Consider the following 26,318-nt stretch of genomic DNA (forward strand, 5'->3'; position numbering starts at 1 on the left):
ACTCTAAAAAGAGATAAAAAAAGTTAAGAACAAAAAACTTTACCCAATCCACACTTCACTGTCACTTAAAAACAGCACAATTACTCACTTTTACACGAATATTCTGCCTTCAGGGAAAACAATAAGATAGGATTTTACTTGCCATTCCTCTCCAAAAAGAATAAAAATACATTAAATTCGAATAAAAATTCACTTGAGAGGGTTTTATGAAAGAGCGTAGCACCGAATTGGTCGATGGATTTCGCCACTCGGTTCCGTATATTAATGCACATAGAGGCAAAACATTTGTCATTATGCTAGGTGGCGAAGCCATTGCTCACGAAAACTTCCCATCTATCATTAATGATATTGGGTTGTTACACAGCCTAGGCATTCGTTTAGTGGTTGTTTATGGTGCTCGCCCACAAATTGATACTGCTCTTGAAATACAAAAAGTATCTCCGATTTATCATAAATATACGCGCATCACAGATAGCAAAACCTTAGAAATCGTTAAACAAGCTGCGGGTACATTGCAACTTGATATTACAGCTCGCCTATCAATGAGTTTAAGCAATACGCCATTACAAGGTGCGCATATTAATGTTGTTAGTGGTAACTTTGTTATCGCGCAGCCATTAGGGGTTGATGATGGTGTTGATTATTGTCATAGCGGAAAAATTCGCCGTATTGATGAAGAAGCTATTCATCGCCAGTTAGACAGTAATGCTATTGTATTAATTGGCCCTGTTGCAGTGTCTGTTACTGGTGAAAGCTTTAATCTCACCTCAGAAGAAGTGGCAACACAGCTTGCGATAAAACTTAAAGCACAAAAGCTGATTGGTTTTTGCTCATTCCAAGGTGTTATCGATGAAGCAGGTCACATTGTTTCTGAACTGCTGCCTAATCAAGCTGAAGATAAAATTCGAGAGCTACAAACAGAAGGCGATTATCACTCAGGTACAGTAAGATTCTTACGGGGAGCTGTTAAAGCCTGTCGTCGTGGTGTAGAGCGTAGCCACTTATTAAGTTATCAATCTGATGGTGCGCTTATTCAAGAATTATTCTCTCGTGATGGTATTGGTACTCAAATCGTCATGGAGAGTGCGGAGAAAGTTCGTAGAGCAAATATTAATGATATTGGTGGCATACTCGAACTTATTCGCCCATTAGAACAGCAAGGTATTTTAGTCAGACGTTCAAGAGAACAATTGGAAATTGAAATTGATCAATTCACTATTATTGAACGCGATAATATGACTATTGCATGCGCAGCGCTCTACCCTTATCCATCAGAAAAAATTGGTGAAATGGCCTGTGTTGCAGTGCATCCTGATTATCGTAGCTCTTGTCGTGGCGAGGTCTTGCTACAGCGCATTTCAGCGCATGCTAAGCAATTGGGGTTAGAAAAGCTATTTGTTCTAACAACTCGTAGCATACACTGGTTTCAAGAAAAAGGATTTGAACCCGCTGAAATTGATAAATTACCCATTGAAAAACAAGCACTCTATAATTACCAACGCCGTTCTAAAATTTTGATTTTAGACTTACATAAAGAGTAATTACCAAGCACAAAAAAAGACAGGTATCCCTCTCAATGCCTGTCTTTTATTATTTTCCATTATCAACTAACCGCTAATAACGTAATTTATCAATTAAGCCACTTCGACGTTGAATACGCGTTTGTATTGCCATTTTCACCATAGATTCCGAAGCATAAAGAGAAAGCTTCTGTTTTGCGCGTGTTAATGCGGTATACAACAATTCTCGACTAACAACAGGTGAAAATTTATCGGGAAGAACTAATGCTGTATGGGTAAATTCCGAACCTTGTGATTTATGCACCGTCATTACATATGCAGTTTCGTGTTGTGGTAATCGGCTAGGTTGGATCGCTTTCAATTTTCCATCAGGTAATTGGAAAAAAGCTTTCATTTCACCTTCATCGTTATTGAGCATAATGCCAATATCACCATTAAACAGACCTAACGTACTGTCATTTCGTTGGATCATAATGGGACGCCCAATATAATCACTTTGATAACTATTTGTAGGACGCCGGATCAATCGCTGGCGATGCAATAACATTTCAATTCTGTCATTTAAACCACTCACACCAAAAGAGCCTTCTCTTCGTGCGCACAATAAACGGTATTGGTTAAATGCATTAAGAATAATATCAGGTGATGCTTTTTGAGAAACTAAAGTGAGATACTCTCGATAAGCATTAACAGTATCTTGTATCATCAGTAAATAACTTTCTTTTGACTCTAAAGCAATAAAGCTCACATCTTGAGGCTCTAATGCTATTTCAAGCTGTTGTGGGCTAACCTCTGCTTTTTTCAACAACGCAATAGCTATTTTGGTTTGTCCTTTATTAACCGCAAAAGCAAGTTGTCCTATCCCTGAATCTTCACCAAAACGGTAGCTTTTACGTAATAGACACAGAGAATCACTGACGACAGACACTGGAGTTTGAGAGACAGGAATAATATCCGTAGATTTAACTAATTCACCTTGAGTTAAGTGATTAATCTGATCAAATCTTTTTTGACTAAAACCATCTTCAGAAAAACGGCAAATATCACCTAATACAGCACCCGCTTCAACAGAAGCAAGTTGGTCTTTATCACCTAAGAAAATGACGTGACATTTTGATGGAAGTGCATCAATCAAGCGTGCCATCATGGGTAAATCAACCATTGAGGCTTCATCAACAACTAAAATATCAAGCTGTAATGGATTATCTTTATGGTAACGCACTTGCTGACTTTCAGGCTGAGCCCCTAATAAACGATGAATAGTTTGCGCTTGCTTTGGCATCCACTTATTTTCTTCTTCGCTTAAATTAAGTTGCGCCAAAGCCTTACCTAAAGATTCCGTTAATCTCGCAGCGGCTTTTCCAGTTGGTGCCGCTAATTGAATAATGGGCTTATCATTTGATGTGAGCATCACAAAAGCCGCTAAAATTTTAGCAACTGTCGTGGTTTTCCCCGTTCCTGGCCCCCCTGAAATAATAGAAATGGGGCTTGTGATAGCAACACTAGCAGCTACTTTTTGCCAATTTGTTTCTTGGCTTTCTTTCGTTGCTGGAAAAAGCTGGTTGAGTACCTTAATTAATTCATTTTCATCAATATCAACAATGCTGTGCTCTTGCCTAAAAAATTGCGCTACTTTCTCTTCATAGCTCCACATTCTTTGTAGATAAAGAAGTCCATTATCTAAAATAATGGGAGAGGAAAGATCATCGTTACTTTGACTAACGCAATGACAATGAGTCAACTCTTCTACTATTTTTTTAGCAGAAGGCTTACCCATTTTTTGCCAAATTTCTTGTGCAAACTCTTTTTGTCTACCATCAAACAGTTGATCTTTTTGAATAATACTCAATGGTAAACAAACATGCCCCGCTCCAGTTTGAGCACTCAAATAAGCAAATACAAATAGTAAAATAGGGTTTTCATCTTCAACCAGCATTTGTGCAAACCGAAGATCTAAAGGTCGCAATAAGTTTTGTGTAATCGCTTGTTCTAATAGTTTGATCATTTTTATTTCTCACCGACTACATCGGATTTGCTACTTTTACCTGTAAATAATGAATCTAACGCCAAAACAAAAGCTTCATCAGGCAAATAAGCGTAAACCCCATTTCCGGGATGTTCTTTATCTATACCCCGTAAAAAAAGATAATAAATACCACCAAAATGAGTTCGATAATCATAATCAGGAATACGTTGCTGTAAAAAACGATGTAACGCTAAGGTATAGAGTTGATATTGCAAGTCGTAGCGATGATCCATCATTGCATTCATCATCGCTTCTTGTGTGTAATCCTCACTCGATTCACCTAACCAATTCGATTTATAATCCACAACATAGTATTTACCTTCCCAAGAAAAGACTAAATCAATAAAGCCTTTGAGCATGCCTTCTACTTGTTGAAATTGCAAAGTAGGACAACGTTTTGATAGAGGATCAAACTGACTAATTAATTGAGTCAATTGAGCTGATGATACTTCTTTCTCAATAGGTAAATAGAATTGTAATTCATCAAGTTGTTGTGATTTTGGGATATCAGCAAGACATAATCCTTGAGAATTAAGAGGCGTATGAAACAGCGTTTCCATCCATGTAACTAAAAGAGGAGCCCACTTTTCATCAAAGCCTTGAGCGGTCAATTGTCCTTGTATCCACAGTTCATCAATAGGCTGCGAAAAATCCAACACTTCAAGCAAACTATGTAAGAATGTTCCTGCTACTGCACCACGAGGGAAATGATGAATAGAATTTTCATCAACCTCTCCTTGTTGCTTCTCACCTTTAGCATCTGTATCAAGCCCTGGTGCGATAGATTGCACCAAAGCCTCAATATCACCCAAATCAAAATGATAATTACGATTTGAATGCGGATAGGTTAATCCTGAATAACTCGTTATACGCCAATTATCATGGATCTGACGTTTAAATATAGCGGCTTCAAGTTTTGTTTCTGCCATTAATTGAGGCTGATAGCGATGTGCTGATATGTTATCAAGCGTTATTACTCTGATATTATCATCTAATAAAGCGTGAATTGATTGATGTAATAACTCACTATCGCCTTCTTCACCTTGCTGTAATAAATACCCTAAAGCATTTTTATGCAAATCAGTAAGCCCTGATTTACGTTTAGTCCCTTTAACAAGAGGCGCAACACCAACATAACAGCAGAATTTAGATCGTGTTAATGCCACATAAAGTAAGCGTAAATCTTCAGCTAAGCGTTCTTCATCCGCTAAACGTAAACTTTCAGGTCGGCTAAAAATATCTAATTTCGCGTGAAATTTTTCTCTGTCATGATAAAGCGCCCCTCTTTGTTCTTGGTAATTACAAGCAAAAGGTAAGCAAACAATAGGATATTCAAGGCCTTTAGATTTATGGATAGTACAAATTCGCACAAGATTTCGGTCGCTTTCCAAGCGCATTTGTTGACTTTCAGATTGCGCATCAGGATGAGAAATCTGTTGTGCTAACCAACGAATAAGGGCGTGTTCACTATCAAGTTGTAATGATGTTTCTTGTAACAATTCACCAATATGCATGATATCTGTAAGCCGGCGCTCCCCATCAATACTTGCGAGTAAATTTTCCGCAATTTGATTATCCATCATGATTTTACGCAACATTGGTAAAACACCACGCTTTTGCCATAGTACATAGTAATCAGCAAATTTCTCCACGTAGCTATTCCAGTCCGCCTCATTGCGGTTCAAATCATCAATTTGCCTTGCGCTAAAACCAAATAATCGGCTGGCTAAAGATGCCCGTAAAACACGTTCTTTCTCTGGTGTTACAACCGCTTGTAATAACCACAGTAGATCTTTAGCTTCATTGGTTTCAAATACACTTTCACGATTGGATAAGAATACGGATTGTATTGAAAGTAAATTCAGTGCATCACGGATCAGTATCGCTTCTCTACGGCTACGCACCAGTACCATAATATCAGCAGACGTAACCGCTTTTCTTGCACCTTGCTCAATCAGCCAAGCCTGTTGCTGATCCCCTGCTGATAACCAATCACGAATTTGTGCAGCACATTGCGCTGCCATGATTTGCTCATAATTTCCCGTAGAAACACTTTCGCCTTCAGCAAGCCAAAAATTAAAAGGCGAAATCGGCTCATCATGATAAATAAAGGCCATGTCTTGGTTTTTTTCAGCCGAACTTACTTCAATAAAAGGGATATGTTCAAATAAAAATGGGGCCTTGGAACACATAAAAAGCTTGTTAACTGCATTCACCATACCCGGCGCAGAGCGCCAGTTAGTATTTAATGTGTAGTGATGAGATGTCTGCTTTCGTGCTTGAATATAAGTAAAAATATCCGCACCACGGAAAGCATAAATTGCCTGTTTGGGATCACCAATAAATAGCAAACCACTATTTTCATACTCACCATAAATGGCATCAAAAATACGATATTGTTGAGGATCGGTGTCTTGGAATTCATCGATCATTGCAACTGGATAACGTTCACGAATAGCTTGCGCTAAAGCCTCTCCACTTTCACGTTTTAACGCTCTGTCTAGACGTGTTAATAAATCATCAAATCCCATTTCACCACGACGCATCTTTTCATTTTCAATACCTTGGCGTATTTCAGGGATGGCGTTGGCAAGAATAACATCACGCAGAGTTAGGCTCTGCTTTGTTAATCGTTCAATTTCAACAAAAAGAATATGCTCTGGTGCAGGGCCTTTCGTTGCCTTTTCATTCAGCGTTTCTTGAGAAAAACGAACCAAACAATCAGGTAATTGATAGCTTTTCGTTTCTAATGTTGATGCCCACAGAGTAATTTCTTCAATCCATTTAGGTAAGAAACGACTGCTATAACTACGTTTATCAACACCTGAAGCGGTTATCCATGCTTCAACTTCATGATGATGTTCATGCCAACGAGCTTTCACCTTGTTAATTGCTTCAATAACCGCTTGATGACGCTCTTTGACTGATTCATTTTCACTGTCTAATGCCACACCTTCGATTTCAGGCATTTCACCTTGTAAATAAGGCTGTATTTCATAAAGTAGTTGTTCAGGGCCAGACCAAATCTGGCTTACTGCATTAGCAACATCATAAGAAAGTGGATAACAATGACGGCGCCAAAAGTCAGCACATACCCGTTTTTTAAGCTCATATTCATCTTGGATCAAGACTTGTTCAAACAAGACTCCTGATTCAAATGCATTGTTTGCCAACATACGCTGGCAAAAGCCATGAATAGTATAAATAGCCGCCTCATCCATTTGTCGTTCTGCTTCTAACAACCACTGTGCAGCCAGCTCTTTATTCGGGATTTGTTTAAGTAATTCGTGGTAAGCGTTATCACTACTTTCAACATCATGACGGATACAGGCAAGTCTTAGTTCATGGATATTTTTACGAATACGGGCTCGTAATTCATCTGTCGCCGCATCCGTAAATGTCACAACTAAAATCTCTTCAACACTGAGAGGGCGGTAGAATGCAGACTCTCCGCCTAATCCAAGAAGCAACCGTAAATACAACAACCCTATTGTATAAGTTTTCCCTGTTCCCGCTGACGCCTCGATGAGGCGTCTTTGGTACAGAGGAAGTGTATACGGGTTTAATGGCTGTGCCTGTATCACATCACTCACTCTTTAATTTCCTCAATAGGTAAGGTTTTTTGTAATTCACTTACCGTAGCATAACGTTTCCATTGTTTATTGTCGGCGTAATCAGCATCTTTGCCATCTTTACCAATAATTTGAGAAACAAAAATAAATCCGTTTGGTTTTATAATTGCTTTTTCATAAAACTCAATAGCTTGTTTTAACGTTACTTTATTAAGCTCAGCTAAGAATTTTTCACGTCCATCATATTTTAAGTTATTACGATGGAAGTCATTTCGATAAAGAGAAACTTCTTCATAGAATGTTTGAGGTGGCTGTTTAACTTCGGTAATAATCGCTTGTTTATACTGATTAAAATCAGCCTCTTTCATTTTTTTCAAACGCTCATAAGCTTGTTGATAAAATGCGTTATAGCGCTCATTTAAATAGACAGGTGGTTTTGCATTACTTTGCAGTAAAAAGCCGATACCTGATTGCTCACCCATAGTGGCTTGATAAGCAAATACAGCATAACCAAGTTGCTCTTCTGTTCTTAATTGATCATAGAACCAAGGTTTGATAATAGACGATAACACTGAAGAAATTGCCTGACCTTCAAGGCGGCTATAACCTGTTGGGATATAAAGCTCACCTAATGCGTTATCTGTGCTCTTCGATTTATTTTGGAATTCAACTGCATTTAATTTATTGAATACTAATGTTTCACCGCTCCAATATTCTGTGCCTTGATTACCTAATAATTCGTGTGCAGATTTAGCAATATTGCGGCTTTGCTCTGGCGTTAAGTTACCAATAATCAGCGCTTGAAGTGCAGCGTTTTTAATGACTTCACGGCGATTATCAATAATGTCTTGCAGTGTAATTGACTCTAATGCTTTGAGTTTGTCAGCTTCTTCATAGTACAGGATCGTATTTAATCGACGAGCTGGCAGCATAGCTGCTTCAAATGCTTTTAAGTTATGGGTCACTTCAAGTTGTTCACGATACCAAGATTTAGCTTGATCTAGCTCTTCTTGAGTTGACTCAAAACTCATGTAGTTTTTCAGTGTCGCATTAACGAGTTCTGGTAAATGTTGCGTATAACCATTCATTGAAAAATCAATACCTTGTCCTGATGTAGATGAGATATTCATTCCCGCAACAGAAGCTTGGTAAGATAATTCACTTAATGCTAGACCTGCAAGATAGTCTGTTAAAGTTTGTGTCACTTGTTGCTTAACAGTGATATCCGATTTTTTATTCACCAAACTTAATGTCACACTCGCTTTCGGTTCATCAGAAAAATAGTGTGATGGCATATAGAACAGACGAGCACTTTTATCCTGCCACAACAATTGTGGTTTGATGATTTTACTGTCCGCATCAATCAGTGAAAGATTATCAGGGATATAAGGGTTAAGTGCTGGCAATGATAATGAAATATCATCTGATAATGTTTGCCATGTTTTTAATTGTTTATCTGTGATTTTATCAACCTGATAAGGCGCGTTAACAAAGTAAGCTTGTTTGTTAGAAGGTTCATTAGGACTTATTACCCAAATACGAGCCTTCTCTGGTGTCAGTGAATCAAGACGTGAAAGGATAGCTGAAGGCTCATAATTATCAGCGATATAGTCTGCATTAAGGATATTTTTGACTGGATAACGCAGCATCATATCCGAAATGCCTTCTATGTAATTCATATCTCTTACAATAGAGCCATAACGGAATGAGAGATCTAATACATTCGCAATTTCATCAAAGTAACGCTGACTGATACCTTCTGTTTGAATTAAACGAATGTACGAAAAGATAGCGGAAATCACTTTGTCTTTTTGCGCTAACCCTTTATCGGTTAACGAAACATAAATAGTAAACGAGCCTTGGTTACGATCAATATATGGCTCTGAGAACGCACTAATATTTTCGGCTAAACCTTGGTCTTGTAACCATGTTGCTAAAGTGCCTGAACTACGATTACCAATTAAATAGCCAATGTATTCGTCCGTTTTACTGCGAAAATCAGCAACGTTGTTATCTATACCAAACTCAATTTGTAAAGTCTTTTGCGGTTGAGCGGGTACTAAGTGGATCATTAACCCTTTTTCTTTATCCGTCATGGCAGGTACAGTGGTGACAGGCACATCTGCCTTTTTATTCGGGATACGAGCGAAAGTGTCTGCGGCTAATTTAGATAATTCATCAAGTGACTTATTACTGTAAATTACCCCATTCATTAAGTTGCCAGAATAGTGCGTTTGATAGAATTTAATTAATTCATCTTGTAATTTACTGTTTGGCTTATCACTCAGCGTTTCTAAATTTCCGCCCATAAAACGGGAACTTGGATGAGCAGGGTTTAAGGTTTCTGCCCTGACTTGCCAAAAACGCATACCATCGCGCGCACGCGCCATAGTTAATTCTGCATTAACAGCATTACGTTCACGATCTGCATTTTTAGGATCAAGTAAAGGTTCAGCTAAAGCATCAGCAAGTCGATCAACCGCTTCATTAATGGCACTATTTTCCACTTCTAAATAGAATGCAGTACGATAAGTCGTTGTACTCGCATTATGAGAGCCACCATTCTTTTGTAAGAACTCAGACATGCTGCCTGATTGAGGATATTTCACCGATCCCATTAACACCATATGTTCTAAATAGTGCGCAAGACCTTGCTGACTATCAGGATCTTCTAATGCGCCAACAGGTAGCGCAACTGCCGTTAATGATTTAACTGCTTTTTCATCAGAAACCAGTAATACAGTCATTTCATTAGGTAGTTTAATCGCTTGATATTGCCGTGGATCGCTCTCACTTTTTTCAATGCTATCAGGCAATACTTGCCAGAGTGGATCAGCGGCAAAGCTGTTGATACTCACTAGCATCAATAGCAACATGATCCATAGTTGCGAGCAGTACTTTCTCATCGGATATGAGCTCCCTTATTTTTTCAGAAATGGAATTATTGGTTTAAATATTGTTAATGCCGTCTGTTTGACCGTTTGTAAAAAAGGCTCGTCTAATTGAGAGAAAGCACGCTGAACATACATATCACTCATTTCACCATCTCGATTATAGCTATCCGTTAAATGTTGCATCAGTACTAATTCTGCTTTCTCAAGTGTCTCTTCATCATCAAGTAAAAACTCTTGTGATTTTTTATCATAGCAAGCTTGTAACCAAGCCCAGCCACTTTTCGCAAATAGCGCTAATGGGCTGTTTAACCCTTGTTTATAGTCACTGATTAACTTGTCTAACGTTGAATAGGCAAATTCAGGATCAACCGGTAACAAACACCATTGAGTCTCTTTTCTACCGTAAAACCGACTCTCGCCCGTTCCCTGTTTCAAACAATAAACTAGGTGCTCAATCCACAGCTGCAATAAGTCATTAGCGGTTAAGCTGGCTGGCCGCCAACGTAATAAACCATCAGCTTGTACCTCATTTAAACGACCAATCAATGGCATTGCACTAAAGCTTTGCTCTAATGTGACAGAATGTGTAGCTAATCGTTCACTTCTTATCTTTTCAGCTAAAGGAAGTAACTCTTCTATTTGCTGCTCCCAATAAATTTGACCAAATGCACTTGCAGGAAGTTGACCTGCTGCTTTGATACGCTCAAACAAAGCTTCTGTTGAGGTTTGATCAATTAATGCTTTTAATAACCATTGATTCAATAGATAACGTTGAAGAGCATTTATCACAAATGGCTCTTCTTCAGGTAATTCTGTTTCTTCAATAACAAAGTTTGTTTTTAACCTTTGTTGGAAGAATGCTCGAATAGGATGACGATAAAAACGTGCAAGCGCATCAACAGAGACTTGATCTATTGTGTCATCATCGTTTAGTGGCTCGGTAAAAGTTTGATGAACCATTCCTTGCCCACTGGCAGCAGGCAGCCATTCAGAGGCATAAGAACGAAAGAAAGCGCCTATTTGGAAATTTTCTTGAGCAAAAGGAACACGGCTATGTTGTGTTAATAGATGCTGATTTATACGAGCCGCACTGTCATCGACATTGAGTTCACCATCCTCCGGTAAACGGAAATTTTGCCCAATATAATCTTGTAACTCTTTGATTAAGACTGATGGATTGCATTCTCGATCGTCACGGATCGATTTTCCGATATAGCTGATATAAAGGTATTTTTCAGCTGAGCTAAGCGCTTCAAGGAATAAATAGCGGTCATCATCACGACGTTTTCTATCACCGCGACGGCGTTTTTCCGCCATTAAATCAAATCCTAACGGCTGAATATTACGAGGATAAATACCATCGTTCATACCTAATAAACACACTGCCTTAAAGGGAATGGAGCGCATAGGCATTAGTGTACAGAAATTAATGCTGCCAGCTAAAAAACGCTGACTAATTTTTTCATCATCGAACCGTACTGTTAATTCATCACGAATAAGGACTAGCGGAATTTCATTTTGATATTGTGCTTTCAATCCATTTTCAATCACTTTTTGCCATTGTTGGATAATAAGCACTAAAACTAATTCCGTTTCCTCATCAGACTCAAAAAAGGCATCAACTAATTGTTGTCCAACTTCTAGCCATGATTCTAATGAACGAGTTTCACTTAAACGTGTACGCCAATCACTTAATGTATAAAGAAAATCAGCGAGATGACCTGCAAGCTCCGCAACTAATCCACTGGATTCATCATAAGGAAGCACACCTTTCCAAGGACCATTTTCACTTTCCATCGCATAACCAAGCAACATGCGCAGTAAGCCAAACTCCCATGTATTTTTGCCCGTGATTGGCAATAAGAATGAAGCCACATTCTCATCATCTAATCCCCAGCGTATGCCTGACTCATCAACCCAACGACGTAGTAGTTTTAGTTCATTTTCAAAAATAGAAAAATGCCCTGCTAAAGCAGGGACTTCAAGCAGTGCCAACACTTGTTCAGCGGTAAAACGACTTTGAGGAAGTTCTAGCAACGTAATAAAAGCCTGTAATACAGGATGCGCTTGACGCGCTTTTCTATCTGAAATAGCAAAAGGAAGATAACGTTCTGAAGGTGCATTACCAAACACTGCTTGAATATAAGGTGTATAGCTATCGATATCCGCAACCATCACAATAATATCGCGCGGTAACAATTCAGGATCTTGTTCTAATAAATGCAGTAATTGGTCTTGCAGTACTTCGACTTCGCGCTGTGGGCTATGGCTTGCATGGAAAGTCAGTGAGTGATCATCTGGTGAAATCACACGTTTATTTTCACTACACTCATAAGTTTCAAGTGTTGTACCTAATTGCGAAAAATCTTCTAAATCAAGAATATCTGCTTGTAATTGATGAAGTAAATTATCTCTTGGGATCTCAACAAACGCATCTAACACATCGGTATATTCAAGTTCAGAGAGGAAATAAAGATTATCTTTACCTAGTTTTCCCCATGATGCTAATAGCGGATTACCGATGTTTTGCTCGCCCTCATCATTAAATAACGAAGAAGCATTTTTTTCATCTTTAAACCAAGGCGATTCATGCAATTGCTTATAATGGCGTGGCTTTCTGCTATTAAGACGAGAGAGAAATTTAGGATCTTGAATATCTCCCCAATAGTAACGGCAAGGATTAGTAAAGAGTAAATAGATCTCAGTATGACGCCCTATCGCTTGTAATGCCTGCAAATAAACTTGAGGTAGAGCCGAAATCCCACAAATAAAAATACGAGGTGGAAAACAGTGTTGAAGCTCCCCTTCTTTTGCATTATTTAAAGTCGAAATAAATTGCTGATAAAGATTAGAACGGTGCCATTGAGGCTGATTAAGATCTTTTGTGTATTGCTGTAATGCTACCCACAATATTTTTTGCCAGCGTTGATTTTCACTCAACCCTTCGATTAACTCATCATTTTCCCACGAAGCTAACCAATCTGAACGATAAACTAAATATTGGTCAAATAAGTCAGCTACACGTCCTGCTAACTGGTGAAGTTTACGTTTATCTTCATCATCATCAAGGTAATGCAGTAAGGGTTTAAATTCTTCATTAAGCAAAAATTCAGGAAGTAATGCCATTAATTTCCATGTCATCGCATCTTTAGAAAAAGCGCTTTCTTTAGGTATACCTGATAATACCCGAGTAAACATTTCCCAAATAAAGGTTGCTGGTAATGGATAACGGATATTAGCGGCAATACCCAAGCTTTCGGCAAGCTGGATTTGCAACCATTGAGACATTCCAGGGCTTTGTACAAGGATCACTTCTTGTTCAAAAGGAGAAGAAAGTGGCCTGGTCTGCATAAAGTGCACCATAAGTGACTTTAGTAATGACAACTGATTTGAGTGATATATATGAAACATCAGATCCTCATCTTATTAATAGCATGACCAGTAATACAGCCTTATTTCGGGTAATACATTATTGGCAACATAACCTTCTATTTGCTGACAACCTTCAGACTGTAAAAGTGAGCGTGTCATTATTCTGGGGTTAGATGCGAAATAATCAGGTGATTTATCAGACATTTGTTCAAATAAAACAAAAAGTTCCTGCCCTGACTGCTGAATTTGAATTAGCTGCTGAAAATCAGCTTTTAATGATTGACTATACCCTATAATAGCGACAAAACTAATATTAAAAAACAGCAATATAAACATTGTATTAAGTAATATAGAGCCACTTTCTGATTTATTTTGAATGTTATCTATAACACACACTCCTTATGCACTAATGGGCAATAATCTAGCCATCCGCTTGGATGAATAGTTATTGTTCTATTTTTATCCTTTAAGATACTAACCCATTGGTAATGATATATTTTATAACCTTTTAAGCTTTCTGCTTGTCCTTGAAGTAAGCCCTTATCTAGAGAGATCAAAAGTAGACAGCTTTTTATTTTAGGATTTGCATGAAAAGTATGACATTGCCATTTATTTAATCGAGTTGATGAAAGATCCCAATTAAGTGCGATCCCCCACTGCAATGCAGATTCAGCAAATAAAAAAGCTTGCCGTGCTTGTAACTCTTGCATCACTATTTGTTGAGACTGCCTGTAATGATAAGCAAAGCTTCCAAGCACAGATAAACTCATCACAACAAAACCCATCACCATTAATAAACTTGCAAATCCCTGTTCATTTTTTCTGTATGTAAAATCAGTATTCATAACAAGGTCACATTCCTTAAACGAATGATATTTTGATAATGTGACTTCACTTTATGATTTTGTTTTAAATGAAATTTTAAGGAGATTGAAAGATAAAAAAGAGACATCCCTTTCATTAAGTGAGGCTTTGTATAAGAACGCAAAGTAAATTCAGTCACCTCAATTTCATTACTCTCAAAAAAACGTTGCCATCCTGAAGAAGCGCAATCTTTGACTCCTCTTCGTTGTTCTAGTTGTCCATTTTTAAGACGGTATCCAAAATAATCACTCTCTTTTGAAGAAGGCAGTTCCCATTTGCCATTGCTGTTTATGTCGTAAGCAAAAATAACGCAGGAGTTTTTTTCTTGAAGGGGATATTGTCCTATCTTTAAAGAAGACTCAGCCAAGCCGTTTGGCTTCAACGTATTAACACAACTGTCATAACAATACCCTGTGCGTCTTAATTGTGCTTCTAACACCAATAACCGTTCTCTTAAAAAAATATCTAACTGGTATTGTTGGTAAGAGTAGATCAGTGTGTTCATTATTTGAGGATAAGCTCGACTGATACATAGAAACAAAACCCCACTTATCGCGATAGCAAAAAGGTATTCCATCAACATCATGCCAGACGAAAATGAAATTCCAGATCGTTTCAACATGATGAAAATGCCTTCATGCTCTGACTACATGCTCTTATTCTGCCTAATGATGAAATAATAATTTTCACTTCGCCTTCTACACTGTGAAGAACAAAGCTCATGGGTTTTAATGTTTGACGAATTCCACCAAACGTAAAATTTGAAACTGTTGATTGCTTAAGTTGAATGCCTGAAGCTAATTGAAAAATATCTTGTTGCTCTGATAAATGGCGAGAATGAAGAGGAGTCGCAATTATTTTATTATTTGGTGATAACAAAAGCGTAATTTTAATTCTTACATTAAATAATAGAGCTTGTTGTTGCTGATAAGAAAGAAAAGCAATGGTTTCACGCACGCTATGCAGTAACTGACGCTGGTAAGTAAAATGCTGATAAGCAGGAATTGATAAATAGCTTAAAATAGAAACTATCATCATCACAACCAATATTTCAAGTAAGCTTATACCAAATTCGCCCTCTTGCTGATGCACCCTACTTAGGCTTATATCCATGTTATTATTCATTTATTCCTCCTTTTAACCTACTGCGAGAATGCAGACAAAACATTTAAAGGTAAATAAAGGAAAGTGTTTTTTTCGAACAACAACGCAATAACCGTATTTTCAGAATAAATACAAAATAAGGGTAAAATGAAAAAAGCCCCTGTTTATTGCTAAACAGAGGCCTTTAAAGCAAGGAATAAATTAAACTGTAAATGGATATTTTATTGCTTCATGGCATTGATAACCTTCAACAGTAAAATCATCCGTTGTTACCCAAGTTTCAATATCTTCCAACGTTTTGATTTTTGGATTGACATGTAATGTTGGTAACGGTAATGGCTCTCTTTTTAACTGCACATCACGCATTAGTGGTAATTGATTTTCATAGATATGTGCATTGATTATCTTATGAAATGCTTTACCCGGCTTATGCCCTGTAATTTGAGCCACCAGCGCCAATAAAACAAAGCACTGAATTTGGTTGAAATTCAAACCTAACGGCACATCACAACTGCGCTGATAAGAGGTTAAATAAAGCGTATCCCCCACAAGTGAAAAGGTATGCGTATGCATACAAGGGCGTAAACAACCCAGTTCCGTTTCACCCGGATTATAGAACGTTACGATTTCACCACGATCATCGATACCTTTAGTCAGGTTATCTACCACTTTACGCAGTTGATCAAAGTGAGAACCATCAGGGCGTTTCCATTGACGTCCTTGAACGCCATAAACACGCCCCATATCGTCTTCGCCTTTACGATGAGGGTTATTTAACCATGCACCATTTTCATTCGCATTGGCATTCCATGTATTGCAACCAATTTCACGAAATTGAGCGGCATTGTCATAGCCACGTAAATACCCTAACAGTTCTGCAATGGCCGCTTTATAAAAACTTTTTCGTGTTGTTATCAGCGGAAATTGGTTATTCGCAACATCATATTCCAGATCGGCATTAATCACCGTTAAACAACGGGTTCCTGTCCGTTTATTATCAATCCATTGCCCTTCATCGATAATGCGTTGACACAATGCCAGATACTGCTTCATGTTGTCTCTCTTGTTAATTAGCTAATAATAAAAAATTTATCTCACACTATTTGTGAGCAGATGTTGGGTTTTGTGCCGTTTTTTTATCTTGACGATAAGCCCATACCATAAAAATAATACCCAACAGAATCATTGGAATTGAAAGTATTTGCCCCATACTCACACCACCAAATAATCCTAGTTGTGCGTCTGGTTGACGGAAGAATTCAACAATAATACGGAATGCGCCATAACCAATCAGGAATAGACCTGACACACTTCCGACAGGACGACTTTTGCGCACAAAAATATTCAGAATAATGAATAACACCACGCCTTCTAACAGCATTTCATAAAGCTGAGAGGGATGACGAGGTAAAACACCATATTCTTGAATAATAGGCAGTAACGTTGTTGGATCTTGGGCAACAAGCTGGAGATCCGCAGAACGCGAGGTTGGGAATAAGAACGCCCAAGGCGTATCTAATGTGACACGTCCCCATAATTCGCCATTGATAAAGTTACCAATACGGCCTAACCCTAATCCAAATGGAATTAACGGTGCAACAAAGTCTGCCACTTGGAAAAATTTACGTTTAGTGCGTTTAGCAAACCAAATCATGGCACAAATGACCCCAATTAAACCGCCATGGAACGACATTCCGCCATCCCACACTTTAAAGAGGTAAAGAGGATCATTTAAAAAGACAGGTAGGTTATAAAATAAAACATAACCTAAACGACCACCGATAAATACACCCACAAAACCGACATAAAGTAATGTTTCAACTTCATTTTTATTCCAACCACTATTCGGTTTTGCAGCTCGACGATTTGCAAGCCATAAGGCAAAGACAAACCCAACTAAATACATCATACCGTACCAGTGTAGTGACACAGGCCCGATAGAGAACATAACGGGATCAATCTCTGGAAATTTAAGGTAGCTTATACTCATTATTCCCTACTTCACTTAATCAATAATTTCTGTGCTGGTTATTTATTGCCAACACAAAAAAGGCTTATACGAAGGTCTGCTAGATACCTCCGCGAATTAATCCACCTAATCCTTGCCGTTCCATAAATTCAGAAGACAATTTTTTGATTTCTGTTGTGGTTTCAGCTTGCAACACCTGTTGCATAAAAGACTGTAACATCACAGGATCAAGATGGCGCAATAAGTATTTTACCCTAGGTAAACTACGACCACTCATGCTTAACTGCCTAAAACCGAGCCCTATTAACAGCAATGCCCCTATTGGCGTACCCGCCATTTCACCACAAACACTCACTGGCAACTGATAATATTGGCATTGTGTTGCAATCAAATTCAGTGAACGCAATAACGCAGGATGCAAATTATCATAGAGTGATGCTACATGGGTATTATTACGATCGACAGCAAGCAAATACTGAGTCAAATCGTTTGTTCCAACAGAGATAAAATCGACCCGATTAGCTAATTGTGACAACATAAACACCAACGAAGGAACTTCAAGCATGATGCCTAACGGTGGTGGAACACACTCACACTTTATTTCTCGACTGACTTCATCACATGCTCGTAGCAGCAATGTTCTTGCTTCGTCAATTTCATCAAGACTTGTCACCATCGGCAACAATATTTTCAAATTTTTAAATTCGAGATTTGCTTTTAGCATTGCACGTAGCTGAATAAGGAAGATTTCAGGTTGATCGAGCAATATTCTTATTCCTCTCCAACCTAAGCAGGGGTTTTCCTCATTAATTGGCATATAAGGAAGTTGCTTATCAGCACCAATGTCTAAAGCGCGCAATACAACGGGTTTATCTGGAAAAAAAGAGAGAATTTCACGATAACGGTTTTTTTGTTCATCTTCAGAGGGAAAACCGCTTTGCAACATAAAAGGTATTTCGGTGCGATATAAACCCACACCATCTATTCCCACACTAATGCGTTGCTCATATTTTATATTTAATCCCGCATTCAATTGAACACTAACTGCTTCACCGTTTTTTAAAACCGCTTGCTGTTCAAGTTGATCTTCTGCAATTTGGCTTAATACACTCTCTTCATCAATAATTTGTTTATATTCTTGAGTAATAAAAGGCTCTGGCTCAATAAATATTTCTCCACGATAACCATCAAGAATAAGCATGCGATTATGTAACAGCTCAGGTTGAATATCTGCTCCCATAATCGCGGGTATTCCCATCGCTCTAACAAGAATGGCAGAATGTGAGTGAGTTGCGCCATCTCGAACAATGACACCAGCAAGTTGTTGCTCTGGTAACTCCGCCAATAAACTGGCACTTAATTCATCAGCGACCAAAATAAAACGCTCTGGCCAAATATTGGTTGAGCTTAGATCATCATCTAAATGGAATAATAAACGCTGTCCTAATGCTTTAAGATCAGACGCTCTTTCTCGCATATAACCGTCTTTCAGGCTGGAAAATTGCGCTGATACTTTCTCAACCACCACTTTAACTGCCCATTCTGCGACATAACCTTGTGTGATTATCGCGGTCATTTTATGTTTAAGCTGTGGATCATTAAGTAAATGCGAGTAGAGATCAAAAATGGCCGCACTCTCTTTTTGTGCATTCGCCATAAAACGCTTACTAAAACGGCGACATTCTGCTGTTGCATCTTCTAAAGCAACAGTGAGTCGATTGAGCTCTGCTTTTATATCAAGTGCACTGGCTTTAAATACATTTTCAAGGATTGGCTGAGCGACTTCTTGCCAGCCATATGCCATCACCACACCCGTCGAAACCGAAAGTGCTTTAATACGGCTTTGGCGATATTGTCCAAAAAGCCCTTTAGTTTGTACTTGCGATAACGTTGCACCTAATTGTGTCGCCAGTGTCACCATAAAAGATTCTTCGCTTTCATTAAATAAGCGACGCTCTTTTTGCTGAACGACTAATACACCAAGGAGTTGGCGACGATAGACAATAGGTACACCGAGGAAAGCACGGAGATCATCTTCTTTAACTTGAGGAAGGTATTTAAAGCTAGGATGCTCGCGAATATCAGCGAGGTTGATGAGCTCTGAAAGACGCCCCACTTCACCAACAACGCCTTCATCAAACGAGAGGCTAACGGCTCTCCCTCTAGGTTTTTTTAACCCTTTGGTCGCCATAAGATAAAAACAACTACGTTGTTTATCGGCAAGATAAATAGAACACACATCCGTGTGCATTGCCTGACACGTTTCCTTGACTAAGAGTTCAAGCGCTTCTGGAAGCCCCGCTGCCATAGCCACTTTTTCTACAATTTCTCGCAAACGTGTCAGCATAGTGTTATCTAATACCTTTTACGCCGATATCCATACGATGGACGAGGTAAAGACACTTGTTCTTGCAACGGCATGACTACGGGTGCGAACTCTTTCATTACACGTCGATAAACATCGCGTTTAAAAGAGACGACTTGTCTAACAGGATACCAGTAACTCACCCAACGCCAGCCATCAAATTCTGGCGTTTTGCTTTGTTGAACATTAATGTCTTTATCATTACTTGTTAACTGCAAGAGGAACCAACGCTGTTTTTGTCCAATACAAACAGGTTTTGTGTCCCAACGCACCAAACGCTTCGGTAACTTGTAACGTAACCAGTTACGTGTGGAGGCAAGAATTTTAACATCCTTGCGACTTAACCCAACTTCTTCGAACAACTCTCGGTACATTGCCTGCTCTGGCGATTCTCCAGGATTAATTCCCCCTTGAGGAAATTGCCATGAATGTTGCCCATAGCGACGAGCCCAAAGCACTTGCCCTTGCCGATTACAAATTACAATCCCTACATTCGGGCGGTAGCCATCATCATCGATCACTAGACTACCTCAATAACCAAATTTGAAAGATAACTCATTGTTTCATACTACCCACAAACGGTAAACCTCTATCAACAGACTTTGCACGACGCGCGTATTTATCTACAATGGGAAAGTCTCAACGGGGTGCCTTTTTAGGCTGAGAAAAACTCGTGGAACCTGATCCAGCTAATACTGGCGTAGGGATTTGAGTCAGGATGTTGCAATATTCATTGGTTTGCCATCCTCACTCCTCAGATCCTACCTGACTTTTACTGAGGAACTAAACGTGTTAACTAAATCGCTTCGCTTTACTTTCCTTCTGGGCGCACTGGGCATTGTAAGTACTTTTTCAACTCAAGCCTTAGCACAAAAACCCACGCTCACTGTTTACACTTATGATTCATTTACCGCAGATTGGGGGCCAGGGCCTGCAATAAAAAAAGCGTTTGAACAACAATGTGATTGCGAATTAAAACTTGTTGCCCTTTCTGATGGTGTTTCTCTGCTTAATCGCTTACGTATGGAAGGTGATAAGAGTAAGGCTGATATTATTTTGGGTTTGGATAACAATCTGATCCACGCAGCAAAAGAAACGGGACTTTTCGCACCAAGTCATATCGATACATCAAAACTCACCCTACCTGAAAAATGGGCTGATGATACCTTTGTGCCTTATGACTACGGTTATTTTGCTTTTATCTATGATAAAAACCGCATTGCTAATCCCCCAAAAAGTATGGCTGAACTGCTAAATAGCAAAGAAAAGTGGAAGATTTTGTATCAAGATCCTCGCACCAGCACACCGGGTTTGGGTTTAATGCTATGGATGCAGTCACTTTACCCTGAAAATACGGCCTCTGAATGGAAAAAATTGTCAGAGAAAACGCTGACAGTGACTAAAGGTTGGAGTGAGTCTTATGGCTTATTCTTAAAAGGTGAAGGTGATTTTGTGCTTAGTTACACATCATCTCCAGGTTATCACATTTTAGCGGATAAAAAAGATAACTATGCAGCGGCAATTTTCGATGAAGGGCATTACTTACAAGTCGAAGTCGCGGCAAAATTGAAATCGAGCAAACAACCTGAATTAGCTCAACAATTTATGCAATTTATGCTCACCCCTGCTTTCCAAGAAACTATTCCTACAACCAATTGGATGTATCCTGTTATTGATATGCCATTACCTGACGTCTATTCCGTGATGCCTAAACCCGAAAAATCATTACAATTCGATGCAGATGTTGTCGCAAAAGAGCGCCAAACATGGACTCGTAATTGGCAATCTGCGGTTAGTCGCTAATGGGAAGATGGCTTATCCCGGGGCTATGTGCCTCGGGTTTACTGCTTATTGTGGCGTTATTGTCATTTGGCGCATTGTGGTTTAACGCACCAAGTGGTGAGCTGACCTCAATTTTTGCTGATGAATATTTATGGCATGTTGTCCGCTTTACTTTTTGGCAAGCCTTTTTATCTGCGCTGTTTTCGATATTACCTGCTATTTGGCTCGCCAAAGCACTCTATCGACGCCAATTTAAAGGACGAACACTGTTTTTACGCCTATGTGCCATGAGTCTTGTGTTACCTGTTCTAGTTGCACTTTTTGGTATTTTAACGGTTTATGGCAGAGTGGGATGGATTGCTCAAATTTGTGAATGGCTAGGGATCGACTACCAATTTACCCCTTATGGTTTGCAAGGCATTCTATTAGCTCATATTTTTTTCAATATGCCATTAGCAACCCGAATGCTATTACAAGCACTTGAAAGTATTTCGTCAGAACAACGCCAATTAGCCTCACAGCTTGGCATGAATGGCTGGCAACGTTTTCATTTTCTTGAATTTCCCTATTTGTGGCGTCAAATTCTGCCCACGGCATCACTCATTTTTATGCTCTGCTTTGCAAGCTTTGCCACTGTATTGGCATTAGGCGGAGGTCCTGCGGCAACGACTGTTGAACTCGCGATTTATCAAGCGTTAAGCTATGACTACGATTTACACCGCGCTGCACTGTTAGCGTTGATCCAGCTTTTTTGTTGTTTAGGTTTAGTACTTATTAGCCAAAAGCTAAAAGGCACCCTTTTTGTGGGAAGCAGTCAAAAGCTACATTGGCGTGATCCCTATGATCCTATCTTTAGCAAAATAACCGATGGTTTAGTGATCACTCTTGCGATCCTCTTTTTAGTACCGCCAATTCTAGCGGTAATAACGGACGGTCTTAACAGTCAATTTACACGTGTCATACAACAACCTGTACTTTGGCAGGCGTTTACTACCTCACTGATTATTGCGGTTGGTGCGGGTATTGTTTGTGTTGTATTAACGATGATGTTGCTATGGAGTAGCCGAGAACTTCGCTTACGGCACTTTAAAAAAGCAGGGCAAGCCATGGAAATGAGTGGTTTGATTATTCTGGCGATGCCGGGGATTGTGTTGGCAACAGGCTTTTTTCTTCTATTCAACAATACGATTGGATTACCCGAATCACCGTATGTTTTAGTCATTTTAACCAACGCATTAATTGCTATTCCGTATGCATTAAAAGTACTTGAAAATCCAATGAATGACATCGCTTCGCGTTATGGTCTTTTGTGTCAGTCGCTCAATTTACAAGATATAAATCGACTCCGTTGGATAGAATTACGCGCATTAAAAAAACCAATTTCACAAGCCCTTGCTTTTGCTTGTGTGATTTCTATTGGGGATTTCGGTATTGTGGCTCTTTTTGGTAATGAAACCTTTAGAACCTTACCTTTCTATCTTTATCAGCAAATTGGCGCTTATCACACTCAAGATGGTGCCGTGACCGCCATGATCTTATTGCTACTTTGCTTCACTCTTTTTAGCTTAATAGAACGATTGGCAGGAAAATCTCATGATTAAATTAGAGCACCTTGCTTACACCTATGAACACCAACATCTCTTATTTAATTTAACCGTTAATACGGGAGAGCGTATCGCTGTGTTAGGTCCCAGTGGCGCTGGAAAAAGCACATTACTCAGTTTAATTGCAGGTTTTTTACCGTCAGAAAAAGGAAGCCTTTTTCTCAATGGTGAAAACCATACTAAAACCGTCCCTGCTAAACGTCCTATCTCCATGTTATTTCAAGATAATAACTTATTTCCACATTTAACTGTCAGACAGAATATTGGTTTAGGGTTAAATCCCAGTTTAAAACTGACTGATGCGCAAAAAATACTATTAGAAGATCGCGCTAAACAAGTGGCTCTCAGTGAATATCTTGAACGCTTACCATCCCAATTATCAGGTGGCCAGCGCCAACGTGTCGCAATTGCGCGCTGCTTGGTACGTGAACAACCGATTTTATTACTCGATGAGCCTTTTTCTGCATTAGATCCCGCTTTACGCATTGAAATGCTGGCACTACTTGAGCAACTTTGTGATGAGAAAGCGTTAACCTTATTGATGGTTTCGCATAGTTTAGAAGATGCTGCAAAAATCGCCTCAAGAGCGATTGTGATTGATAACGGTATGATTGTGTATGATGGAAATACACAATCACTAATAAATGGTGAAGTGGATCAATCACTTATTTTAGGTATTCCGTTTAATTAATCTCAGCCAAAATTAACTGTATAAATAACCACTATATTGACTATAATAAACACATATTTAGTGAATTATTTGTGTTTATTGGGTGCTCATGATTGGTCATACGGAACAAGGTTTTATTCTTACTCGCCACTGGAGCGACACACCAAAAGGTATTGTCGTCTCTTATTGGCTGGCGACAGATCATGGTCCGCATAAAGTGACTGTTCCTATGCAACGTGCTATCGGTTTTGTTGCCCGTCAACATGAAACTGTTTTACGCTCACTCGTTAATAAAAATCCTGATATTGAAATTCGCCCCCTCGAGTTAAAAGATTTCGAAAGACAGCCCGTTTTCGGTGTTTATTGCAAACAATACCGCCAACTTGTTCAACTTGAGCAACAACTTAAAGAGCATCACATCCGACTTTATGAAGCAGATATCCGCCCACATGAACGTTATATGATGGAGCGCTTTATCACCGCACCAGTCTGGTTTCGTTATCAACAAAATAATATTGCTACATTAAAACCCGCTCCTGATTATCGCCCAACGCTTCGAACCGTGTCTTTGGATATTGAAACCAGTGAGTTTGGTGAACTTTACTCCATTGGACTTGCAGGTTGTGGCGATAATGTGGTGTTTATGCTTACTGATGAGTTGCCCGTAGAGTGTGAAAACCAGCAACCTCAAGGCTATCGTTTATGTTATGTCAGTAGCCGATTACGTTTAATTGAAAAGTTAAATGAATGGATACAACACTATGATCCCGATGCCATTATTGGTTGGAATTTAATTCAATTCGATCTACGTATTTTGTACACACATGCCCAACGATATGGCGTCAGTTTATTATTAGGTCGTCAAAATAGCCCGTTAGAATGGCGTGAGCATGGATTTAAAAAAGGACATTTTTTTGCATCGGCTCAAGGTCGTTTAATTATCGATGGCATTGAAGCATTGAAAATGGCGACGTGGAATTTTCCCTCTTTTAGCCTCGAATCGGTTGCTCAAACACTGTTAGGTGAAGGTAAAGCCATCGATACACCTTATGCCAGAATGGATGAAATTAATCGGCGTTTTAAAGAAGATAAACCTGCACTGGCTTATTATAATTGGCAAGATTGTGTCTTAGTGAACCGTATCTTTGATACGACATCTCTTATGGCATTCTTATTAGAAAGAGCCTGTGTTACAGGGCTTTCAGTTGATAGAAGCGGTGGCTCTGTCGCGGCTTTTACTCACCTCTACTTACCCTCAATGCATCGCATTGGATATGTCGCGCCTAATCAAGGTGAAAAACCTGAAGAGCATAGCCCCGGTGGCTTTGTGATGGATTCTGCTCCCGGCTTATATGATTCTGTTGTTGTGCTTGATTACAAAAGCCTTTATCCCTCTATTATTCGTACTTTTTTAATCGATCCAGTAGGAATGATTGAAGGAATGCACCAACCTGACGAAAAGTTTTCTATTTCTGGATTTCGCCAAGCACGATTTTCACGAGAACGGCACTGTTTACCCGCTATTGTGTCGCAAATTTGGCATGAAAGAGATAATGCCAAATTACATAAAAATACCCCACTCTCTCAAGCGCTCAAAATCATTATGAATGCTTTTTATGGTGTTTTAGGCTCTGTGGGTTGTCGCTTTTTTGATCCTCGTTTAGCGTCTTCCATTACGCTACGAGGTCATGAAATTATGAAAAAAACACGAGAATTAATTGAGGCCAAAGGTTATCAAGTTATTTATGGCGATACGGATTCAACCTTTGTTTGGCTGAAGTCACCTCACACAGAACAACAAGCACAACAGATTGGGTATCAATTAGTACAAGAGGTAAATCAATGGTGGAAAACACATCTCTTTGAAAACTACCAACTAGATTGCAAATTAGAACTAGAATACGAAACCCATTATCGCCGCTTTTTAATGCCCACTATCCGAGGTATGGAAACGGGTAGCAAGAAACGCTACGCCGGACTCAGCAATGATAAAATGGTATTTAAAGGATTAGAAACCGTCAGAACAGATTGGACTCCCCTTGCTCAAAAATTTCAACAAGAGCTTTATACACGCATTTTTCATCAGCAACCTTATCAGCAGTTTATTCGTGATTATGTTGCGGATACGCTTGCGGGAAAATATGATGAGAGATTAGTGTATCGTAAACGGTTACGTAGAAAATTATCAGAATATCAGCACCACGTCCCCCCTCATGTCAAAGCAGCACGTAAGGCTGATGAATATAATTTATCCCAAAATAGACCGCAACAATATCAGCAAGGCGGTTGGATTAGTTATATAATTACCCTCTTGGGGCCTGAGCCATTAGAGCACATTACCACTGCACCTGATTATGAGCACTATATCAATAAGCAATTAATGCCTATTGCAGATGCAATCCTACCTTTTATACAAGATGATTTTTCAACCTTGTTAAATGGGCAAATGACACTCTCATTTTAAGTTGTGTCATTTTGCAGGTGACGGTTTGCTTTGCATCTATTAACATAACGCCCCTTTGGTGATAATTAGCTTTTCTTTGTTCAAGGAACAAGCACTTTTTATCCCGCAGATT

The 26,318-nt window shown here is 39.1% G+C and carries 17 protein-coding genes and 1 riboswitch; of the genes, 6 read left to right on the plus strand and 11 right to left on the minus strand.

Translation table 11 applies throughout. The features are described from left to right. The first annotated feature begins 206 nt into the window (after positions 1 to 206). The gene (gene argA / locus ACWPWK_RS06275; RefSeq protein ID WP_109373097.1) at positions 207 to 1,541 is read left to right on the plus strand and encodes an amino-acid N-acetyltransferase; all 1,335 of its coding nucleotides are present in this window, start codon (positions 207 to 209) and stop codon (positions 1,539 to 1,541) included. Positions 1,542 to 1,614: 73 nt separating this feature from the next. Here argA and recD read toward each other — a convergent pair whose 3' ends face one another. From recD to recC, 4 genes are read right to left on the minus strand one after another with little or no spacing between them, the layout of a single operon-like run. Beyond that, on the minus strand, positions 1,615 to 3,525 hold the full coding sequence (recD, locus tag ACWPWK_RS06280; protein ID WP_109373096.1) for an exodeoxyribonuclease V subunit alpha: 1,911 nt from the start codon (positions 3,523 to 3,525) through the stop codon (positions 1,615 to 1,617). Between the two features lie 2 nt (positions 3,526 to 3,527). Then, the gene (recB, locus tag ACWPWK_RS06285; RefSeq protein WP_109373095.1) at positions 3,528 to 7,139 is read right to left on the minus strand and encodes an exodeoxyribonuclease V subunit beta; all 3,612 of its coding nucleotides are present in this window, start codon (positions 7,137 to 7,139) and stop codon (positions 3,528 to 3,530) included. Beyond that, positions 7,136 to 10,024: a pitrilysin gene (gene ptrA / locus ACWPWK_RS06290; protein WP_109373094.1), complete on the minus strand. Its 2,889-nt coding sequence runs from the start codon at positions 10,022 to 10,024 to the stop codon at positions 7,136 to 7,138. Before ptrA ends, recB begins: the two co-directional genes overlap by 4 nt. Positions 10,025 to 10,039: 15 nt before the next feature. Then, positions 10,040 to 13,423, minus strand: coding sequence for an exodeoxyribonuclease V subunit gamma (recC, locus tag ACWPWK_RS06295; protein ID WP_109373093.1), 3,384 nt, complete (start codon positions 13,421 to 13,423; stop codon positions 10,040 to 10,042). A gap of 134 nt (positions 13,424 to 13,557) precedes the next feature. On the opposite strand from recC, the gene ACWPWK_RS06300 reads away from it, so the two are divergent. Further along, entirely contained in the window at positions 13,558 to 13,680 is a 123-nt protein-coding gene (locus tag ACWPWK_RS06300; RefSeq protein WP_269812639.1) for a hypothetical protein, read from the plus strand. An 87-nt stretch (positions 13,681 to 13,767) separates the two neighbouring features. Here the strand turns inward: ACWPWK_RS06300 and ACWPWK_RS06305 are convergent, their stop codons facing one another. From ACWPWK_RS06305 to rppH, 7 genes are all read right to left on the minus strand, one after another. After that, positions 13,768 to 14,229: a DUF2509 family protein gene (locus ACWPWK_RS06305; RefSeq protein WP_109373092.1), complete on the minus strand. Its 462-nt coding sequence runs from the start codon at positions 14,227 to 14,229 to the stop codon at positions 13,768 to 13,770. Continuing rightward, the gene (locus ACWPWK_RS06310) at positions 14,226 to 14,870 is read right to left on the minus strand and encodes a prepilin peptidase-dependent protein (RefSeq protein WP_109373091.1); all 645 of its coding nucleotides are present in this window, start codon (positions 14,868 to 14,870) and stop codon (positions 14,226 to 14,228) included. Before ACWPWK_RS06310 ends, ACWPWK_RS06305 begins: the two co-directional genes overlap by 4 nt. Next, a complete protein-coding gene (locus ACWPWK_RS06315) occupies positions 14,864 to 15,373 on the minus strand; it encodes a potassium:proton antiporter (protein WP_244185048.1) in 510 nt (169 codons plus the stop codon). The genes ACWPWK_RS06310 and ACWPWK_RS06315 overlap by 7 nt, the downstream gene beginning before the upstream one ends. A gap of 180 nt (positions 15,374 to 15,553) precedes the next feature. Beyond that, entirely contained in the window at positions 15,554 to 16,405 is an 852-nt protein-coding gene (locus tag ACWPWK_RS06320; protein ID WP_109373090.1) for a thymidylate synthase, read from the minus strand. 46 nt (positions 16,406 to 16,451) lie between these two features. Continuing rightward, positions 16,452 to 17,342, minus strand: a complete 891-nt coding sequence (lgt, locus tag ACWPWK_RS06325; protein WP_109373089.1) for a prolipoprotein diacylglyceryl transferase — start codon at positions 17,340 to 17,342, stop codon at positions 16,452 to 16,454. Between the two features lie 79 nt (positions 17,343 to 17,421). After that, positions 17,422 to 19,668, minus strand: coding sequence for a phosphoenolpyruvate--protein phosphotransferase (gene ptsP / locus ACWPWK_RS06330; RefSeq protein WP_109373088.1), 2,247 nt, complete (start codon positions 19,666 to 19,668; stop codon positions 17,422 to 17,424). A gap of 8 nt (positions 19,669 to 19,676) precedes the next feature. Continuing rightward, positions 19,677 to 20,207, minus strand: a complete 531-nt coding sequence (gene rppH / locus ACWPWK_RS06335) for an RNA pyrophosphohydrolase (protein WP_036934096.1) — start codon at positions 20,205 to 20,207, stop codon at positions 19,677 to 19,679. Between the two features lie 112 nt (positions 20,208 to 20,319). Further along, positions 20,320 to 20,411: riboswitch (TPP riboswitch) on the plus strand. Positions 20,412 to 20,475: 64 nt separating this feature from the next. On the opposite strand from rppH, the gene thiB reads away from it, so the two are divergent. The 4 genes from thiB (at position 20,476) to ACWPWK_RS06355 (ending at position 26,206) form a co-directional block, all read left to right on the plus strand. Then, the gene (gene thiB / locus ACWPWK_RS06340) at positions 20,476 to 21,489 is read left to right on the plus strand and encodes a thiamine ABC transporter substrate binding subunit (protein ID WP_109373087.1); all 1,014 of its coding nucleotides are present in this window, start codon (positions 20,476 to 20,478) and stop codon (positions 21,487 to 21,489) included. Then, the gene (gene thiP / locus ACWPWK_RS06345; protein ID WP_109373086.1) at positions 21,489 to 23,069 is read left to right on the plus strand and encodes a thiamine/thiamine pyrophosphate ABC transporter permease ThiP; all 1,581 of its coding nucleotides are present in this window, start codon (positions 21,489 to 21,491) and stop codon (positions 23,067 to 23,069) included. The genes thiB and thiP overlap by 1 nt, the downstream gene beginning before the upstream one ends. Further along, positions 23,062 to 23,763, plus strand: a complete 702-nt coding sequence (gene thiQ, locus ACWPWK_RS06350; RefSeq protein ID WP_109373085.1) for a thiamine ABC transporter ATP-binding protein ThiQ — start codon at positions 23,062 to 23,064, stop codon at positions 23,761 to 23,763. The genes thiP and thiQ overlap by 8 nt, the downstream gene beginning before the upstream one ends. An 88-nt stretch (positions 23,764 to 23,851) precedes the next feature. Then, entirely contained in the window at positions 23,852 to 26,206 is a 2,355-nt protein-coding gene (locus ACWPWK_RS06355; protein ID WP_109373084.1) for a DNA polymerase II, read from the plus strand. Positions 26,207 to 26,318: the final 112 nt, after the last annotated feature.

This window comes from Proteus sp. Marseille-Q3619 (genome assembly GCF_965283115.1).

What these genes read in the sequence shown, in the direction of transcription:
- argA (WP_109373097.1), top strand. Translation starts at nt 207, where the DNA reads ATGAAAGAGCGTAGCACCGAATTGGTCGATGGATTTCGCCACTCGGTT.
- ACWPWK_RS06300 (WP_269812639.1), top strand. Translation starts at nt 13,558, where the DNA reads ATGCGAAATAATCAGGTGATTTATCAGACATTTGTTCAAATAAAACAA.
- ACWPWK_RS06315 (WP_244185048.1), bottom strand. Translation starts at nt 15,373, where the DNA reads ATGAATAATAACATGGATATAAGCCTAAGTAGGGTGCATCAGCAAGAG.
- recC (WP_109373093.1), bottom strand. Translation starts at nt 13,423, where the DNA reads ATGTTTCATATATATCACTCAAATCAGTTGTCATTACTAAAGTCACTT.
- ACWPWK_RS06355 (WP_109373084.1), top strand. Translation starts at nt 23,852, where the DNA reads ATGATTGGTCATACGGAACAAGGTTTTATTCTTACTCGCCACTGGAGC.
- ACWPWK_RS06320 (WP_109373090.1), bottom strand. Translation starts at nt 16,405, where the DNA reads ATGAAGCAGTATCTGGCATTGTGTCAACGCATTATCGATGAAGGGCAA.
- recD (WP_109373096.1), bottom strand. Translation starts at nt 3,525, where the DNA reads ATGATCAAACTATTAGAACAAGCGATTACACAAAACTTATTGCGACCT.
- thiP (WP_109373086.1), top strand. Translation starts at nt 21,489, where the DNA reads ATGGGAAGATGGCTTATCCCGGGGCTATGTGCCTCGGGTTTACTGCTT.
- lgt (WP_109373089.1), bottom strand. Translation starts at nt 17,342, where the DNA reads ATGAGTATAAGCTACCTTAAATTTCCAGAGATTGATCCCGTTATGTTC.
- ptrA (WP_109373094.1), bottom strand. Translation starts at nt 10,024, where the DNA reads ATGAGAAAGTACTGCTCGCAACTATGGATCATGTTGCTATTGATGCTA.
- thiQ (WP_109373085.1), top strand. Translation starts at nt 23,062, where the DNA reads ATGATTAAATTAGAGCACCTTGCTTACACCTATGAACACCAACATCTC.
- ACWPWK_RS06305 (WP_109373092.1), bottom strand. Translation starts at nt 14,229, where the DNA reads ATGAATACTGATTTTACATACAGAAAAAATGAACAGGGATTTGCAAGT.
- ptsP (WP_109373088.1), bottom strand. Translation starts at nt 19,668, where the DNA reads ATGCTGACACGTTTGCGAGAAATTGTAGAAAAAGTGGCTATGGCAGCG.
- ACWPWK_RS06310 (WP_109373091.1), bottom strand. Translation starts at nt 14,870, where the DNA reads ATGTTGAAACGATCTGGAATTTCATTTTCGTCTGGCATGATGTTGATG.